This is a genomic window from Bradyrhizobium erythrophlei (genome assembly GCF_042430365.1).
Taxonomy (GTDB): domain Bacteria; phylum Pseudomonadota; class Alphaproteobacteria; order Rhizobiales; family Xanthobacteraceae; genus Bradyrhizobium; species Bradyrhizobium erythrophlei.
In genome coordinates this window covers 106,895-121,906 of the sequence record NZ_JBHMET010000144.1, presented here as the reverse complement: position 1 = coordinate 121,906, position 15,012 = coordinate 106,895, and the positions used below count along the sequence as shown (strand labels likewise).

General features: G+C 65.5%; 14 protein-coding genes. 11 read left to right on the top strand and 3 right to left on the bottom strand.

Translation table 11 applies throughout. From position 1 onward, the window contains the following. From ACFFWD_RS22170 to ACFFWD_RS22145, 6 genes are all read left to right on the top strand, one after another. On the top strand, positions 1 to 457 hold a 457-nt coding region (locus ACFFWD_RS22170), incomplete at its 5' end, for a cupin domain-containing protein (protein ID WP_376968612.1). 254 nt (positions 458 to 711) lie between these two features. After that, positions 712 to 1,728, top strand: coding sequence for a Gfo/Idh/MocA family oxidoreductase (locus tag ACFFWD_RS22165; RefSeq protein WP_376968611.1), 1,017 nt, complete (start codon positions 712 to 714; stop codon positions 1,726 to 1,728). Between the two features lie 33 nt (positions 1,729 to 1,761). Further along, a complete protein-coding gene (locus ACFFWD_RS22160; RefSeq protein WP_376968610.1) occupies positions 1,762 to 2,913 on the top strand; it encodes a DegT/DnrJ/EryC1/StrS family aminotransferase in 1,152 nt (383 codons plus the stop codon). 43 nt (positions 2,914 to 2,956) lie between these two features. Then, the gene (gene murJ, locus ACFFWD_RS22155) at positions 2,957 to 4,486 is read left to right on the top strand and encodes a murein biosynthesis integral membrane protein MurJ (protein ID WP_376968609.1); all 1,530 of its coding nucleotides are present in this window, start codon (positions 2,957 to 2,959) and stop codon (positions 4,484 to 4,486) included. 128 nt (positions 4,487 to 4,614) lie between these two features. Then, complete coding sequence (locus ACFFWD_RS22150; protein WP_376968608.1) at positions 4,615 to 6,924, top strand: xanthine dehydrogenase family protein molybdopterin-binding subunit; 2,310 nt, start codon at positions 4,615 to 4,617, stop codon at positions 6,922 to 6,924. Positions 6,925 to 7,023: 99 nt separating this feature from the next. Beyond that, the gene (locus ACFFWD_RS22145) at positions 7,024 to 7,470 is read left to right on the top strand and encodes a c-type cytochrome (RefSeq protein WP_376968607.1); all 447 of its coding nucleotides are present in this window, start codon (positions 7,024 to 7,026) and stop codon (positions 7,468 to 7,470) included. A gap of 82 nt (positions 7,471 to 7,552) precedes the next feature. Here the strand turns inward: ACFFWD_RS22145 and ACFFWD_RS22140 are convergent, their stop codons facing one another. Next, positions 7,553 to 7,975, bottom strand: coding sequence for a CHRD domain-containing protein (locus ACFFWD_RS22140; protein ID WP_376968606.1), 423 nt, complete (start codon positions 7,973 to 7,975; stop codon positions 7,553 to 7,555). Positions 7,976 to 8,141: 166 nt separating this feature from the next. Here ACFFWD_RS22140 and ACFFWD_RS22135 point away from each other — a divergent pair, with 166 nt between their 5' ends. After that, complete coding sequence (locus ACFFWD_RS22135) at positions 8,142 to 9,074, top strand: c-type cytochrome (RefSeq protein WP_376968605.1); 933 nt, start codon at positions 8,142 to 8,144, stop codon at positions 9,072 to 9,074. Here the strand turns inward: ACFFWD_RS22135 and ACFFWD_RS22130 are convergent. Continuing rightward, positions 9,071 to 9,316: an Lrp/AsnC ligand binding domain-containing protein gene (locus ACFFWD_RS22130; RefSeq protein WP_376968604.1), complete on the bottom strand. Its 246-nt coding sequence runs from the start codon at positions 9,314 to 9,316 to the stop codon at positions 9,071 to 9,073. The two genes, ACFFWD_RS22135 and ACFFWD_RS22130, sit on opposite strands and share 4 nt — an antisense overlap. A gap of 154 nt (positions 9,317 to 9,470) precedes the next feature. Here ACFFWD_RS22130 and thiD point away from each other — a divergent pair, with 154 nt between their 5' ends. The 4 genes from thiD (at position 9,471) to ACFFWD_RS22110 (ending at position 13,546) form a co-directional block, all read left to right on the top strand. Further along, a complete protein-coding gene (thiD, locus tag ACFFWD_RS22125; RefSeq protein ID WP_376968603.1) occupies positions 9,471 to 10,268 on the top strand; it encodes a bifunctional hydroxymethylpyrimidine kinase/phosphomethylpyrimidine kinase in 798 nt (265 codons plus the stop codon). Between the two features lie 345 nt (positions 10,269 to 10,613). After that, the gene (locus ACFFWD_RS22120; protein ID WP_376968602.1) at positions 10,614 to 11,426 is read left to right on the top strand and encodes a UDP-2,3-diacylglucosamine diphosphatase; all 813 of its coding nucleotides are present in this window, start codon (positions 10,614 to 10,616) and stop codon (positions 11,424 to 11,426) included. After that, on the top strand, positions 11,423 to 12,514 hold the full coding sequence (locus ACFFWD_RS22115; protein WP_376968601.1) for a glycosyltransferase family 4 protein: 1,092 nt from the start codon (positions 11,423 to 11,425) through the stop codon (positions 12,512 to 12,514). The genes ACFFWD_RS22120 and ACFFWD_RS22115 overlap by 4 nt, the downstream gene beginning before the upstream one ends. Before the next feature lie 42 nt (positions 12,515 to 12,556). Further along, complete coding sequence (locus ACFFWD_RS22110; RefSeq protein WP_376968600.1) at positions 12,557 to 13,546, top strand: threonine/serine dehydratase family protein; 990 nt, start codon at positions 12,557 to 12,559, stop codon at positions 13,544 to 13,546. A 152-nt stretch (positions 13,547 to 13,698) separates the two neighbouring features. Here ACFFWD_RS22110 and ACFFWD_RS22105 read toward each other — a convergent pair whose 3' ends face one another. Next, the gene (locus ACFFWD_RS22105) at positions 13,699 to 14,937 is read right to left on the bottom strand and encodes a hypothetical protein (protein ID WP_376968599.1); all 1,239 of its coding nucleotides are present in this window, start codon (positions 14,935 to 14,937) and stop codon (positions 13,699 to 13,701) included. Positions 14,938 to 15,012: the final 75 nt, after the last annotated feature.

The following is a 15,012-nucleotide window of genomic DNA, read 5'->3' as shown; positions in this document are numbered from 1 at the left end:
CCTCGTCGTGGTGGCAACCCAGGACGCCGTGCTGGTGTCGCGCCAGCAGGACGCCAACGGCCTGAAGCGGCTGGTGGCGAAATTGAAAGCCACCGCACCCGAGGTGACCGAGAGCCACATCAAGGTGCATCGTCCCTGGGGCTCCTACCAGTCGGTCGACAATGGCGACCGCCACCAGGTCAAGCGCATCATCGTCCGGCCGGGTGGGCGGCTCAGCCTGCAGAAGCACCACCATCGCTCCGAGCACTGGATCGTGGTGCGCGGCACCGCGCAGGTCACCGTCAACGAGCTGATCAAGACCGTGCACGAGAACGAATCGATCTATATCCCGATCGGCGCGGTGCACCGGCTGGAGAACCCCGGCAAGATCCAGCTCGAGCTGATCGAGGTTCAGACCGGCAGCTATTTCGGCGAGGACGACATCATCCGCATCGAGGACGACTATCAGCGGACCTGAACGGGCATCGGTTCCGGTGGTCAAAATTGTCGTTGGGCCGATGTAACTCTTTGAATCAAAACGTGTCCGGATTTCGCCGTTGGTATTCGCCACATTTGCGGCGGCATGCTATAGCGCTTACGCAACGAAGCGGTCGGGGGCGTGCCGGAAACGCGCCAAACATGGGGTGCAGCGTTTCCTGCTGATTCCCCTCGGAGCCGGGGGGCTCCGTGAGAGGCGGGATAACCGCCAGACAGTCTGTTGGGGTCAATGATATGAATGCAAAACTGTCCGCATCGGGCGCGAAGGCCGATATCAAGCGCGCGCTCCGCGTCGGCGTGATTGGCGCCGGCGTGATGGGCAGCAACCATGCCCGTGTGCTGGCCGGCCTGCCCGGTGTGGTGCTGGTCGGGATCGTCGATCCGCTGCCGGAGCATCGCGTACGCGCCATCGAGCTGGTCGGTTGCCGCGCGTTCGAGAGCCTCGACGAATTGCTATCGGAGGGCGTCGACGCGGTCACGATCGCCGCACCCACGCATCTGCATCACGAGATCGCGCTGACCTGCATCGCGCGCAACATCCACGTCCTGGTCGAGAAGCCGGTCGCCTCCACGGTCGAGGAGGGGCGTGAGATCGTCGCCGCCGCGCACCGCGCCGGCGTGACCTTGATGGTCGGCCATGTCGAGCGCTTCAACCCTGCGGTTGCCGCCATCAAGCAGGCGATCTCGGGTGAGGATATCCTGTCGATCGGCATTACCCGCGTCGGGCCGTTCCCGCCGCGGATGTCGAATGTCGGCGTCGTCATCGACCTCGCGGTCCATGACATCGACCTGATCCGCTGGTTCACTGAGTCTGATATCGTCGAGGTGCAGCCGCAGCTCTCGAGCGCCGTTGCCGAGCGCGAGGACATCGCGCTGCTGCAGTTCCGCACCGCCTCGGGCGTGCTGGCCCACATCAACACCAACTGGCTGACGCCGTTCAAGGCACGCAACGTGACGGTGGCGACGCGCGGCAAATATGTGATGGGCGATCTGCTGACGCGGCAGGTCACCGAATGCTTCGGCTTCAAGCCGGATGGCAGCTACTCGATGCGTCATCTGCCGGTCGGTCACGACGAGCCGCTGCGTGCCGAATTGATCGCCTTCCTGGAGGCGGTGCGCTCCGGCCAGCTGCCGGCCGTGTCCGGCGACGAGGGCGTGGCAAGCCTCGAGATCGCGATCCGTTGCCTCGAATCGCCCGCCAAGCCCGCCGCATCCACGGCGCGCAAGGGACCGCGCCGCGTCGCCGGCTGACCGCCACCCTCCCAACACGCGCAGAAGAGCATTATGAACCAGCACATGCGTCCGGAACCCATTCCCTTCATCGACATCTCCGCGCAGCGCCAGCGGCTCGGCAAGTCGATCGACGAGGCGGTCGCCCGCGTGCTCAACCATTGCCAGTTCATCAACGGTCCGGAAGTCACCGCGCTGGAAGCGGCGCTGGCCCAGTATTCCGGCGCCAGGCATGTCGTGACCTGCGCGAGCGGCACCGACGCGCTTCTGATGGTGCTGATGGCGAAGAATGTCGGCCCGGGCGACGCGGTGCTGTGCCCGTCATTCACGTTCTGCGCCACCGGTGAGGCGGTGGCGCTGACCGGTGCGACGCCGGTCTTCGTCGACGTCGACGAGGCGACCTTCAACATCGACGTCAACTCGCTCAAGCGCGGTGTCGCGACAGCGAAAGCGCGCGGGCTCAAGCCGGTCGGCGTCATCCCGGTCGACCTGTTCGGCCAGAGCGCTGATCACGATGCGATCGCGGCGGCCGCCCAGGCCGAGGGCCTGTTCATCCTCGACGATGCCGCCCAGGGCTTTGGCGCGAGCTACAAGGGCCGCAAGCTCGGCACCTTCGGCCTTGCGACCGCAACGAGCTTCTTTCCGGCAAAGCCGCTCGGCTGCTTCGGCGACGGCGGCGCGATCTTTACCGATGACGACGAGCTCGCGAACACGCTGCGCAGCATCCGCGTCCACGGCCAGGGCTCGGACAAGTATGACAATGTCCGTCTCGGCCTGACCGGTCGGCTCGACACCATGCAGGCGGCGATCCTGATCGAGAAGCTGAAGATCTTCGAGGACGAGATCGCGGCGCGCAATGTGGTCGCCGACCGTTATACGCGCGGGCTCGGCAATATCGTGACCGTGCCGCGGCTCGCCGTCGGTTGCACCTCGGTGTGGGCGCAGTACACCATCCGCCTGCCCAAGGGTACCGACCGCGACGCCTTCGCAGCCGCGCTGAAGGCGCAGGGCGTCCCGACCGCGATCTACTATACCAAGTCGATGCATCAGCAGACGGCCTATCGCGATTTCCCGGTCGCCGACGGCGGCCTGCCGGTCAGCGAGAGCCTGTCGGAGGACGTTATCAGCCTGCCGATGCACGCCTATCTCGACGCGGCGACCCAGGAGCGCGTCATCGAGGCTGTGCGCGGCGCGCTTTCGTCCTGATACGCAGCTTTTGCGTATGGTGATGATGCGCTAGAAGCAGCGCATGCTTGGGCGCATCTTCACCGTTGGCGGCTATACCCTGCTTTCGCGGCTGACCGGCTTTGCGCGCGACATCATGCTCGCGGCGATCCTCGGCGCAGGGCCGGCGGCGGACGCGTTCTTCGTGGCGCTGCGGCTGCCCAATCATTTCCGTGCGATCTTTGCCGAAGGGGCCTTCAACGCTGCCTTCGTGCCGGCTTACGCGCACGTCCATGGTGAGCGCGGCGAGGCATCGGCGCGGCTGTTCGCGGATCGAATCTTCACGCTGCTGTTCGCCTCGCAGGTGATCCTGCTGGTGGCAGTGATGGCGTTCATGCCGCAGGCCATGAGCGTCCTGGCGCCCGGCTTCACCGACGACATCGAGCAGCGCAAGCTCGCGATCGAGCTGACGCGGATCACCTTTCCCTATCTGTTGCTGATCACGCTGGTGACGCTCTATGGCGGTATGCTCAACGTCATGCACCGCTTCGCCAGCGCCGCGGCGGCGCCGATCTTCCTCAATCTCGCGATGATGATGACATTGGCGCTGGCGGCGTTCTTCCCGAGCGCCGGCCACGCCGCGGCGTGGGGCGTGCTGATCTCGGGTTTCCTGCAGTTCTTCCTGCTCGCAGGCGACCTCGCGCGCCACGGTGGCCTGCCGCGCTTCGCGCCGCTCAAGCTCGACGAGGACGTCCGCGCCTTCTTCCGCGCGCTGGGCCCTGCGACACTCGGCTCGATGGGGACGCAGGTGGCGCTGTTCGCCGACACCATTATCGCGACGTTTCTGCCGGCCGGCGCGTTGTCGGCGCTCTATTACGCCGACCGCCTCAACCAGCTGCCGATCGGCGTGATCGGGATAGCGATCGGCACCGTGCTGTTGCCGGAGATGTCGCGTCGCCTGACCGCGGACGATCATGCCGGCGCCAAGGCGGCGCAGCGGCGCGCGTTCGAGTTCACGTTGCTGTTCTCGGTGCCGTTCGTGGCGGCGTTCCTCACTGTCGCCGATCCGATCATGCGCGCGATGTTCGCGCGCGGCGCGTTCTCGAAGGCCGATGCCGCGACGTCGGCGGCGACGCTAGCCGCCTATGCGGTCGGGCTCATTCCCTTCGTGATGATCCGCAGCGCTGTCGCGACCTTCTATGCCCGCAAGGACACCGCAACCCCGGTGAAGGCGGCGCTGACGGGAGTAGCCGTCAACGTCGCGCTCAAGATCGCGTTGGTCGGTTCGCTGGCGCAGGTCGGGCTTGCGCTCGCGACTGCGGCGGGGGCCTGGGTCAACCTGTTGCTGGTGCTGTTCTTCGCCGTGCGCCGCGGCTTTCTCGATCTCGATCGCGCCCTGGTACGGTCGCTCGGCAAATTCGCCGCCTGCGGTCTAGCGCTCGCCGCGGCGCTCTGGCTGACCTCCCACTTCGCGGCGGTCTGGTTCGCGCCGATGCGGCTGTTTCGCGACGAATTGATTCTGCTCCTGCTCGTTGCGGTCGGCCTGTTCGTGTACGGGTTCGCTATCCTTGTGCTGTTTGGCCGCGGCTGGCTGTTCGCGCTTCGGCGTGTATAGTTTGCCTTGTCAAATCAAATGCATAGGGGTGCATTGCGCGGCCATTTGACGGTCTGCGCAAAGCGGTTTGCGCTTCCCCGCCAACCACGCCAATATGTCCGGACAAGAAGACTGCAACTGGAGACACCATGGCAGCTCCCATCAAATTCGGCGTCGGTCAAAGCGTGCGCCGCAAAGAGGACGACGCGCTGATTCGCGGCAAGGGCCGCTATACCGACGACGTCGCCCCGTCTCCCGCACTGCACGCGCTGATGCTGCGCTCGCCGCATGCGCACGCGACCTTCACCATCGACGCCGGCAAGGCCCGGGGGATGCCCGGGGTGTCGCTGATCCTGACCGCGGCCGACGTCGCCGACCTCGGCGGATTGCCCTGCCTGTTCAACCTCGAGACCGATCCGTTCACCGCGCCGCCTTATCCGATCCTCGCCAAGGACGAGGTACGCCATGTCGGCGACGCCGTCGCCTTCGTGGTCGCCGACACCGTCGATCATGCCCGCGACGCGATCGAGGCGATCGACGTCAAGTGGACGCCTCTGCCGGCGGTCGTCGGCCTCGCCAACGCCGTGAAGAAGGGCGCGCCGCAGGTCTGGCCCGACAAGCCCGGCAACGTGCTGTTCGACGTTTCGATCGGCGACAAGAAGGCCGCGGAATCAGCCTTCGCCAAGGCGCATGCCGTCGCCGAGATCACCATCGTCAATCCGCGCGTCATCACCAATTTCATGGAGACCCGCGCGGCGGTCGCCGAATACGACACTAAGAAGGATCATCTGACGCTGACGGTCGGCAGCCAGGGCAGCCATCGCCTGCGCGAGATCCTCTGCGACATGGTCCTGAAGATGCCGAAGGAGAAGATGCGGGTGATCTGTCCCGACGTCGGCGGCGGCTTCGGCACCAAGCTGTTTCCGTATCGCGAATACGCGCTGATCTCGGTCGCCGCGCGCAAACTGAAGAAGACGATCAAGTGGACCGCCGAGCGCTCTGACCATTTCATGGGCGACGCGCAGGGCCGCGACAACGTCACCACTGCGAAGATGGCGCTCGGCGAGGACGGCAAATTCCTCGGCATGGACGTCGACCTGATGGGCGACATGGGCGCCTATCTCTCGACGTTCGCGCCCTACATCCCGCATGGCGGCGCCGGCATGTTGCCGGGCCTCTACGACATCCAGGCGTTCCACTGCCGCGTCCGCACGGTGTTCACCAACACGGTGCCGGTCGATGCGTATCGCGGCGCCGGACGCCCGGAAGCGGCTTACGTGATCGAGCGCCTGGTCGACGCGGCGGCGCGCAAGCTCGGCATGACGCCTGATGCGATCAGGCGGAAGAATTTCATCCCGCCGAAGTCGATGCCCTACAAGACCGCGACCGGCAAGGTCTACGACTCCGGCGACTTCGTCGCGCATATGAAGCGCGCGATGGAGATCGCCAATTGGAAGGAGTTTCCGAAGCGCGCCAAGGCAGCCAGGAAGGAAGGCCTGGTGCGAGGCATCGGCATGGCGAGCTATGTCGAGGTCTGCGGCACGATGGGCGAGGAGACCGCCAATGTGGCACTCGATCCCAATGGCGACATCAGCATCCTGATCGGCACGCAGTCGAGCGGGCAGGGTCATCAGACAGCCTATGCACAGATCGTCGCCGAGCAGTTCGGCGTGCCGCCGGAGCGCGTCCATGTGCTGCAGGGCGACACCGACAAGATCGCGACCGGGCTCGGCACCGGCGGCTCGTCGTCGATTCCCTCCGGCGGCGTCAGCGTCGAGCGCGCGACCCGTGAGCTCGGCAACAAGCTCAAGGAGCTGGCAGCGCAGGCGCTCGAAGCCGGTGCAGGCGACCTCGAAATCTCCGACGGCCGCATCCGCATCGCCGGCACCGACCGTTCGATCAGCTTTGCCGACCTCGCCAGGCGCCCCGGCGGCGATTCGTCGAAGATGAATGCCAGCGCGGCGTTCGCGAGCGCCGATGGCACCTATCCGAACGGCACCCACCTTGCCGAAGTCGAGATCGATCCCGCGACCGGCATCATCAAGATCGTCAATTACGTCATCGTCGACGATTTCGGCGTCACGCTCAATCCGCTGCTGCTGGCAGGCCAGGTGCATGGCGGCGCGATGCAGGGCATCGGCCAGGCGCTGATGGAGCGGGCGGTCTACAGCACAAGCGACGGCCAGCTCGTCACCGGCACGTTCATGGACTATGCGATGCCGCGTGCCGCCGACGGGCCGTCCTTCGTGTTCGAGACCCACAACGTGCCGTGCACGACCAACCCGCTCGGCGTGAAGGGAGCGGGCGAGGCCGGCGCGATCGGTTCGTGCCCGGCGGTGGTCAACGCGATCGTCGAGGGGTTGTGGCGCGAGTACAAGATCGACCACATCGACATGCCGGCAACGCCCGAGCGGGTCTGGATCGCGATCCGCGAGGCGCAGCGGCAGCACAGGCTCTGATAAATCGTCGCAGGCGGAATGAATGTCCGCTTGCGGTGTTGCAAATAGGCCGGCTGCTGACTGCGGACCGGCACAAGCCGGATTGAGGGGATTTAGCCGATGAAGCGGATAGTCGTCATTGCAGCGATGCTTGCGTTGAGTGCCGGTGCGGTCATTGCTCAGCAGGACCAGGTCGCCCAGACCCAGCTTGCGATGAAATCCAACCTCAAGAACGCCGTCACGCTTTACGACATTACCAAGGGCAAAGCCGCTTATGATCAGAAGGCAGTGGACGCGGCGCTCGCCGAGCTCGAGGACGTAGCCAAGCGGTTCCCTTCCTTCTTTCCTGAAAGCATCAAGGGCCTGAAGCCGAAGGGCGACTACTACGCGTCCACGAAGGTGTGGACTCAGCGGGCGGATTTCGAGGGCCGTGCTGCCAACTTTGCCAAGGCCGTCGGTGCGGCCAAGGGCAAGATCAAGGACCTCGACAGCCTGAAGGCCGAGTTTGGCGCCATCAACGACGCATGCCTTGGCTGTCACGAGACCTATCGCGTCAAGAAGAGCTAGCCGGAATTCCGGTCGAAAAAGGGCGGACGCCGCGAAGCGCCCGCCCTTTTGTTGTGTCGGCCTTTTCTTGTTCTAATCGAAATTACTTCGTCACCTGGCCGCGGATTTCGCCGCCCGGGTTGGCCGCGGTGTGGATGTTGACATAGTACTTGCCGGCCAGCAGATCGGCGGCCTGCGCGTCGGTCAGCGTCGCACTGCCTTCGACCGGGCTCGTGCCGGCATTCGGGATCGCGACCGCGACACCGCTGTTCTTGTCGGCGTCGGCGGGGCCGTGGAAATGCGCGGCGGTGGCGGGGCCGGAGAGGCCGGAATAGGTCACCTTCCAGCTCAGCTTCTTGGTGGCGGCGTCGTAGTCGATGTCGGCGGTGCCGGTGCCGGCGGTGGTCGTCGGCGGCACTTCGGCCTTGCCGTTCAGCGTTGCCTTCAGCTTTTCGGCGAAGGCCGGGCCGGCAAAGACGATCGCGGCTCCCAGCGTCAGCGTGGCAAGCATGGTCCTGTTCGGCATGGGTCTCTCCCTGTTGGCGTCAAACGGCGGTGTCAGCCTCAAAACAGCAGGCTATCGGATTTATTCCCAGGACGGGCGTGCGCGCGCAAAATTTTCATGGAAGCTAAGGCGCCGACTTGCGGTCATACTGCCTGATACGTTGAAACGCCCAATGACGGATCAGTGAATGCTGCGACGAATTCTCCTCCTGGCCATCGTGGCCGGCATCGCCGGTTGCGGCGCGTTCTGGTGGCTGACGATCCCCGCGACCATTGCTGCGGGTGCGTTACCCGCCTACCAGCCCAATCTGGCCAACGGGCGCACAACGTTCAACGCCGGTGGATGTTCCTCCTGCCATGCCGTGCCCAAGCAGGACGACCGCACCCGCCTCGGCGGCGGCCTCGCGATACCGTCACCGTTCGGCACCTTCTATGCGCCGAACATCTCGCCGGATCCGAACGACGGCATCGGCCGCTGGAGCGAGGCGGATTTCGTCACCGCGGTCATGAAGGGCATCTCGCCGTCGGGCGCGCATTATTTCCCAGCCTTTCCCTATCCATCCTACCAGCACGCCAGGATCGAGGACGTCAGGGACCTCTTCGCCTATCTGAAGACGCTGCCGCCGGTCGCGGGCAAGGTGCGCGACCACGACGTGCCGTTTCCCATCAACATCCGCCGCAATGTCGGCGTATGGAAATGGCTGTTCATGGACGACAAGCCGTTCGTGGCCGACGCTACCCGCTCGGCGCAATGGAATCGCGGCGCCTATCTCGTTAATGGTTTCGGCCATTGTGCCGAGTGCCACAGCCCGCGGAATTTTCTCGGTGGCATTGTCGCTGCGCAGCGCTTCGCCGGCGGTCCGAATCCTGAAGGCGAGGGTTGGGTGCCCAACATCACCGAGAAGGGACTTTCGGACTGGAGCGCGAAGGATATCGCCTATTTCCTCGAGACCGGGCAGATGCCGGATGGCGATAGCGCCGGAGGATCGATGGTCCGCGTGATCAAGAACACCTCGCAGCTCTCGCCCGAGGATCGTGACGCGATTGCCGAATACATCAAATCGCTACCGCCGGTGGAGGGCCCGCCGAAGCCAAAGAAAAAGGACGCGAAGGAGTCCTAGCTTCCGCCGAATGCCTTGAAGGTGATGATGGTCAGGGTGTCCTGGATACCCGGGATCACCTGCACCTTCTCGTTGACGAAATGGCCGATGTCGGTGTCGTGGTCGACGTAGAACTTGACCAGGAGATCGTAGTTGCCGGCGGTGGAATAGATCTCGGATGCAATCTCGGCCTCCGCCAGCGCGTTGGCGACCGTGTAGGACTGGCCGAGCTTGCATTTGATCTGGACGAAGAAAGGAACCATCGCTGTCGTCTCCCGGGATATCGGCGACAATAGGCCAAAAACGGGCCGCCAAGGCAAGGCCAAGGCAAGGCAAACACAAGCGAACTTGCTGCCAATAGGCGGCCGCGCTAGGACAGGTCATGAGCCCTTTCGTATCAACCCCTTGCACCCACAGATGACGCCGGTCGCGCTGACCATCGCCGGCTCGGACTCCTCGGGCGGCGCGGGCATCCAGGCCGACCTGAAGAGCTTTGCCGCGCTCGGCGTCTATGGCGCCTCCGTCATCACGGCGCTGACGGCGCAGAACACCACGGGGGTCACCGGCATCCATCCGGTGCCAGCGGAGTTCGTGACCGCGCAGATCGATGCGGTGTTTTCCGATCTCGCGGTCGGTGCGGTCAAGATCGGCATGGTGGCGCAGGCCGCAACGATCGCTGTTATCGCCGACGGCTTGGCGAGATGGTCGCCGCGCCACGTCGTGCTCGATCCGGTGATGGTCGCAACCTCAGGCGATCGCCTGCTCGCGGCGGAGGCGGTCGATGCGCTCAGGACCATGCTCTTTCCGCGCGCGTCGCTGATCACGCCGAACCTGCCGGAGGCGGCGGCGCTGCTCAACGAGCCGCTGGCCGAGAGCGAGGCGGTCGTCGAGGGTCAGGGCAGGCGCCTTCTAGCGATGGGTTGCTCCGCGGTGCTGATCAAGGGCGGCCACGCGCAGGGCGCCGAGAGCATCGACTATCTGATCGCGCGCGACCGCACGATCGCGCTCGCCGGACCGCGCATCAACACGGCGAACACGCACGGCACCGGTTGCTCGTTGTCGTCGGCGATCGCGGCAGGCCTTGCGAAGGGCGAGGACCTCGAGACGGCCGTGTGCAACGCCAAGGCGTGGATCACCGCCGCTATAGCCGCGGCGGATCGCTTCGCCGTCGGGCACGGCCACGGCCCGGTGCATCATTTCCACAAGTACTATTAGTCTTCCGTAGTCCGGATGCAGCCAACGGGTCGCGCGAACGCGCGCCCGATGACAGGCTCCGCGAAATCCGGGAACGGACCATCCACGGATGCAAGGCCCCGGATCGTGCTTCGCTCCATCCGGGCTACGCAGGGTCGCTCCTCGCTAGTGGCGGATTGTTCGCGCGGCGCGCGGGCAACACACCACGTGTTCCGTACAACCACGGCCCCTGATGTCGCCTGATTGTCGCATCGCGCTGTTATCCGCAGTGCAGGGGCGTGCAACCGATTCTCGTTAACTTTTTTTGGGGCCTTCGGTCGCGGGGATCGTCATCGCCTTGTCATACGAAGCTGTTAGGTGCACGGCATGGGAAGCGACTCCTTGAGTGAAGAGAGCCCCGAGCGGCGCTTTCGCACTTTGTTCATCTCCGATGTCCATCTCGGAGCCCGCGGCTCGCAAGCCGACCGCCTCTTGGACTTCCTCCGTTCTCATGATGCCGACACGATCTACCTCGTTGGCGACATCGTCGACGGCTGGGCGTTGAGGTCGAACTGGTACTGGCCACAGACCCACAACGACTTCGTGCAGAAGATGCTGCGCAAGGCGCGCAAGGGCGCCAAGGTGATCTACGTCCCCGGCAACCACGACGAGTTCCTCCGCAAATATTACGGCACGCATTTCGGCGGCATCGACGTAGTCGAGAACACCGTCCATACCGGCGCCGACGGCAAACGCTACCTCGTGATCCACGGCGACATCTTCGATCTCGTGGTGCAGAACGCGCGCTGGCTCGCCCATCTCGGCGACAAGGCCTACGACTTTGCGATCCAGATGAATCGCTTCGTCAACTTCTTCCGCCGCATGTTCGGCGTGCCCTACTGGTCGCTGTCGCAATGGGCCAAGCTGAAGGTCAAGAAGGCGGTGAACTATATCGGCGCGTTCGAGACCACGCTCGCAGGCGAGGCGCGGCGCCACGGCTGCGACGGCGTGATCTGCGGCCACATTCACTACGCGACCATCCGCGACGAGCACGGCATCCGCTACATGAATTGCGGCGACTGGGTGGAGAGCTGCACCGCGCTTGCCGAGCACGAGGACGGAAGCTTCGAGATCATCACCTGGACCGACCCGGTGCGCCGCGTCGCGCCGGTTCCAAGAGTCACGGCACGCGCTGCATGACGCATATCCTGGTCGCGACCGATGCGTGGCATCCCCAGGTCAACGGGGTGGTCCGCACGCTGACCATGATGGCGCAGGCGGCAAAGAGCCTTGGCGTCGAGGTGAGCTTCCTGACGCCGGATTCGTTCCGCACCTTCGCGATGCCGAGCTACCGCGATCTCCGGCTGGCGCTGCCGAGCCCGGCCAGGATCGCGAAACTGATCGAGGCCGCAAGGCCCGACAGCATCCATATCGCGACCGAAGGTCCGATCGGGCTCTTGGTGCGCCGCCATTGCCGCAAGCACGGCGTGCCGTTCACGACCAGCTTCCATACCCGTTTCCCTGAATATGTCTCTGCGCGATCGCCGGTCCCGGAAGGCTGGGTCTGGCGCGCGCTGCGCTGGTTCCACAAGCCGAGCCAGGCCGTGATGGCCGCGACGCCGGCCCTGGCAAGCGAGTTGCGCCAGCGTGGCTTCCGCAATGTGGTGCTGTGGTCGCGCGGCGTCGATACCGCGCTGTTCCATCCGCGGGATGTCGATCTCTGCCTGCCGCAGCCGGTCTATCTGAGCGTCGGCCGCGTGGCGGTCGAGAAGAACCTCGAGGCGTTCCTGGATCTCGACCTGCCCGGCACCAAGGTTGTGGTTGGCGACGGCCCGGCACGCGCGGCGCTGGAGCGGAAATATCCGGACGCCGTGTTCCTCGGTGCCCGCCATGGCGAGGAACTGGCGGAGATCTATGCCGCAGCTGACGTCTTCGTGTTCCCCAGCCGGACCGACACCTTTGGCCTTGTGTTGCTCGAGGCGCTGGCCTCGGGTCTGCCGGTTGCTGCTTTTCCGGTCACCGGTCCCCGCGACGTGATCGGGGCGGCGCCCGTCGGCGTGCTTGATGACAATTTGCGCAATGCGTGTCTGGAGGCATCAGGCATTTCGCGGCAGGCCTGTGTGGAATTCGCCGCGCTCCACACCTGGCAGGCCTCGGCCCGGGTCTTCGTCGACCATGCCACCAATGTCCGCCCCCTTCCGCCGGAAGGCGAGGGCGAAGTGGTGGAATTCGGCGCGGAGGAACACCATTTCGCTGCCCTGCCGGCGCCGCACCCAAGCTCGCGATAATGCGTCTTGCCGGGCGATCGGCCGCCGCGATACAAATTGCGCATGACGGACATCGCCTCAAAACCACCCGTCGCTGCCGCGGACATTGACGCCGCCGCAAGGGTGGTCGCGCCGTTCGCGGTGCGTACGCCGCTCCTGACCTTCCCCGTTCTCAATGAACGCGTCGGCACCAAGGTCTTCCTGAAACCCGAGATGCTGCAGCGGACCGGATCGTTCAAGTTCCGCGGCGCTTTCAACAAGCTGGCGTCGATCCCGCAGGCCCAGCGGGGCGGCGGCGTGGTCGCGTTCTCCTCGGGCAATCACGCCCAAGGCGTTGCGGCCGCGGCCAGGATTCTCGACATGCAGGCCACCATCGTGATGCCTGCGGATTCTCCACTGACAAAACGCGAGCGCACCAAGGCCTATGGCGCCGAAGTCGTGCTCTACGATCGTGACCGCGACGACCGCGAAGCGATCGCCAACGGCATTGCCAGCAAGCGCGGGGCGACGCTGGTGCGTCCCTATGACGACCCCTTCGTGATCGCAGGCCAGGGCACCGCGGGCCGCGAGATCGCCGAGGACATGGCAGCCCTTGGGCTCGTGCCCGACATCGTCGTGGCGCCGGCCTCCGGCGGCGGCCTGATCGCGGGCGTCGCCACCGCGGTGAAGGCGAAGTTTCCGTTAGCCGAAGTAATCGTCGCCGAGCCGAAGGGATATGACGATCACGCACTGTCGCTTAAGGTCGGGCACCGCGAGCCGCATCCGGTGGCGGCGCGGACGATCTGCGATGCGCTGATGGCGGCGATGCCGGGCGAACTCACCTTTGCGATCAACAGCAAGCTGCTCGCGAACGGCGTCAGCGCGTCCGACGAGGAAGTCGGTGCCGCGGTCGCCTTCGCCTATCGCGAGCTGAAACTCGTGGTCGAGCCGGGTGGCGCCGTCGGGCTGGCCGCGCTGCTCGCGGGGCGGATCGACGCCAAGGACAAGAACGTCGTCATCGTACTGTCCGGCGGCAATGTCGACCCCGACCTGTTCGCGAAGCTGGTCGCCTGATACGACCGACGTCCAAGAGAAAAGGGGCAGAGCGCTGGTCGCTCCGCCCCGTTTTCTTTCCGAACTCGCGCTCAGCGCGTGAAGCCGCGGTGGCCTCGGTTCTGGTTCATCGACTGTAGCGCGCCTAAAAACGTCGACCTGCGCCTTACGACTTACGAGAAGAACGCGATCTTCTCGGCCTGGCTCATGCGGCGGAGCGGCGCCAAGGGATCGTTGGCCGCGGTGGTCGGCTTCTTCACAAGGCCGCTTGCGATGATGGTCGAGCCGAGCGAGATCTCGGCTGCCGGCTCTGGAGCGGGCTCGACACGGGCTTGCGGAGGCGCTGCGACGACAAGTGTCTCGGCGACCAGCGCCTCGACCGTCGGGGCCGGCGGCTCGAACCGCGGTTCGGGACCGGGCGCGAACGCCGGCTCCGACGCCTGTGCCATGATCTCGGGCTCGACGGGCGGCGCGTCAGCGATCCGCATCTCCTCGGCGATCATCATTTCGGCGTCGTCGAACTCGACCGTGTCAGGTGCGCCCATCTCCATCGCGATGATGTCGAGCACGGCTTCGTCATGTGCGTCGGCGGCGGCTTCTGCGGCGACGCGGGCAAGCTCGGCGGCCTCGGCTTCGGCGAGCGCCGCCTCTGCCTCGGCAAGCGCCGCGTCGGTCGGCTCTGGCGGCAAGGCCACGGTGGCTTCGACGACGGGTGCGCTGGCGGGCGGCGCGGCAGGTTCCGGGGCGGAGGCCGCGACATCAGTCGCCGGCGCCGCGGCAGCCGGAGAGGGCTGCGCGAACGGCGTTTCCACGGGGGCTTCGGCGGTCGGCGCCTCCGGAGCGGTTGCGGGGAAAGGCGTCTCGCTCTGGTCGAACGCGACAAGCCCGCGCGTCAACGTCGCGAAGGCGGTCTCCAGCACCGCCCTGGCGTCGTCGAGGGACACCTGCGCGGCGCTGGCCTCGATGGCGCTGGCCTGCGAATCAATGATGTCGCAGATCCGGCCGTCATTACCGATCTCGCGGAGCCGCCAGGAGATCTCCCGGATCACCCGCACCCCTTTGCGGACCGGCGCGAGCGTCTGCTCGAAGCTGACGCCATCCAGGGCCGCGATGGCGGAGGCCTGGGCGGCCTCGACCGCGCCGCGCAGCGCCGTCAGCGCCTCCTCGAGCCGCTCGTTCTGGATCGCCTCCGCGGCAGCTTGCCGCTGGGCGCTGAGGTTCTCCTCGATCCGCGCCACGGCGTCGAGCACCATGCGGGTATCGGCATTGCGGTTGCGCTTGGCGTATTCGCCGAGAAACCAGCGGCCCCGCGCGGTCTCCATGAAGGCCTCGCGGATCGCGGCATAGTCCTCCTCGCTCGGCTGGGCCGCGCGGGCGGAAATCGGCGACAGGGCGAATGCTTCTTCGGCCATCCTAATCTCTTCGCGCAAATCACTGCGCGTTACGCTAACGATCATCACGATATCGCGCGAATCGCAATTGAATTG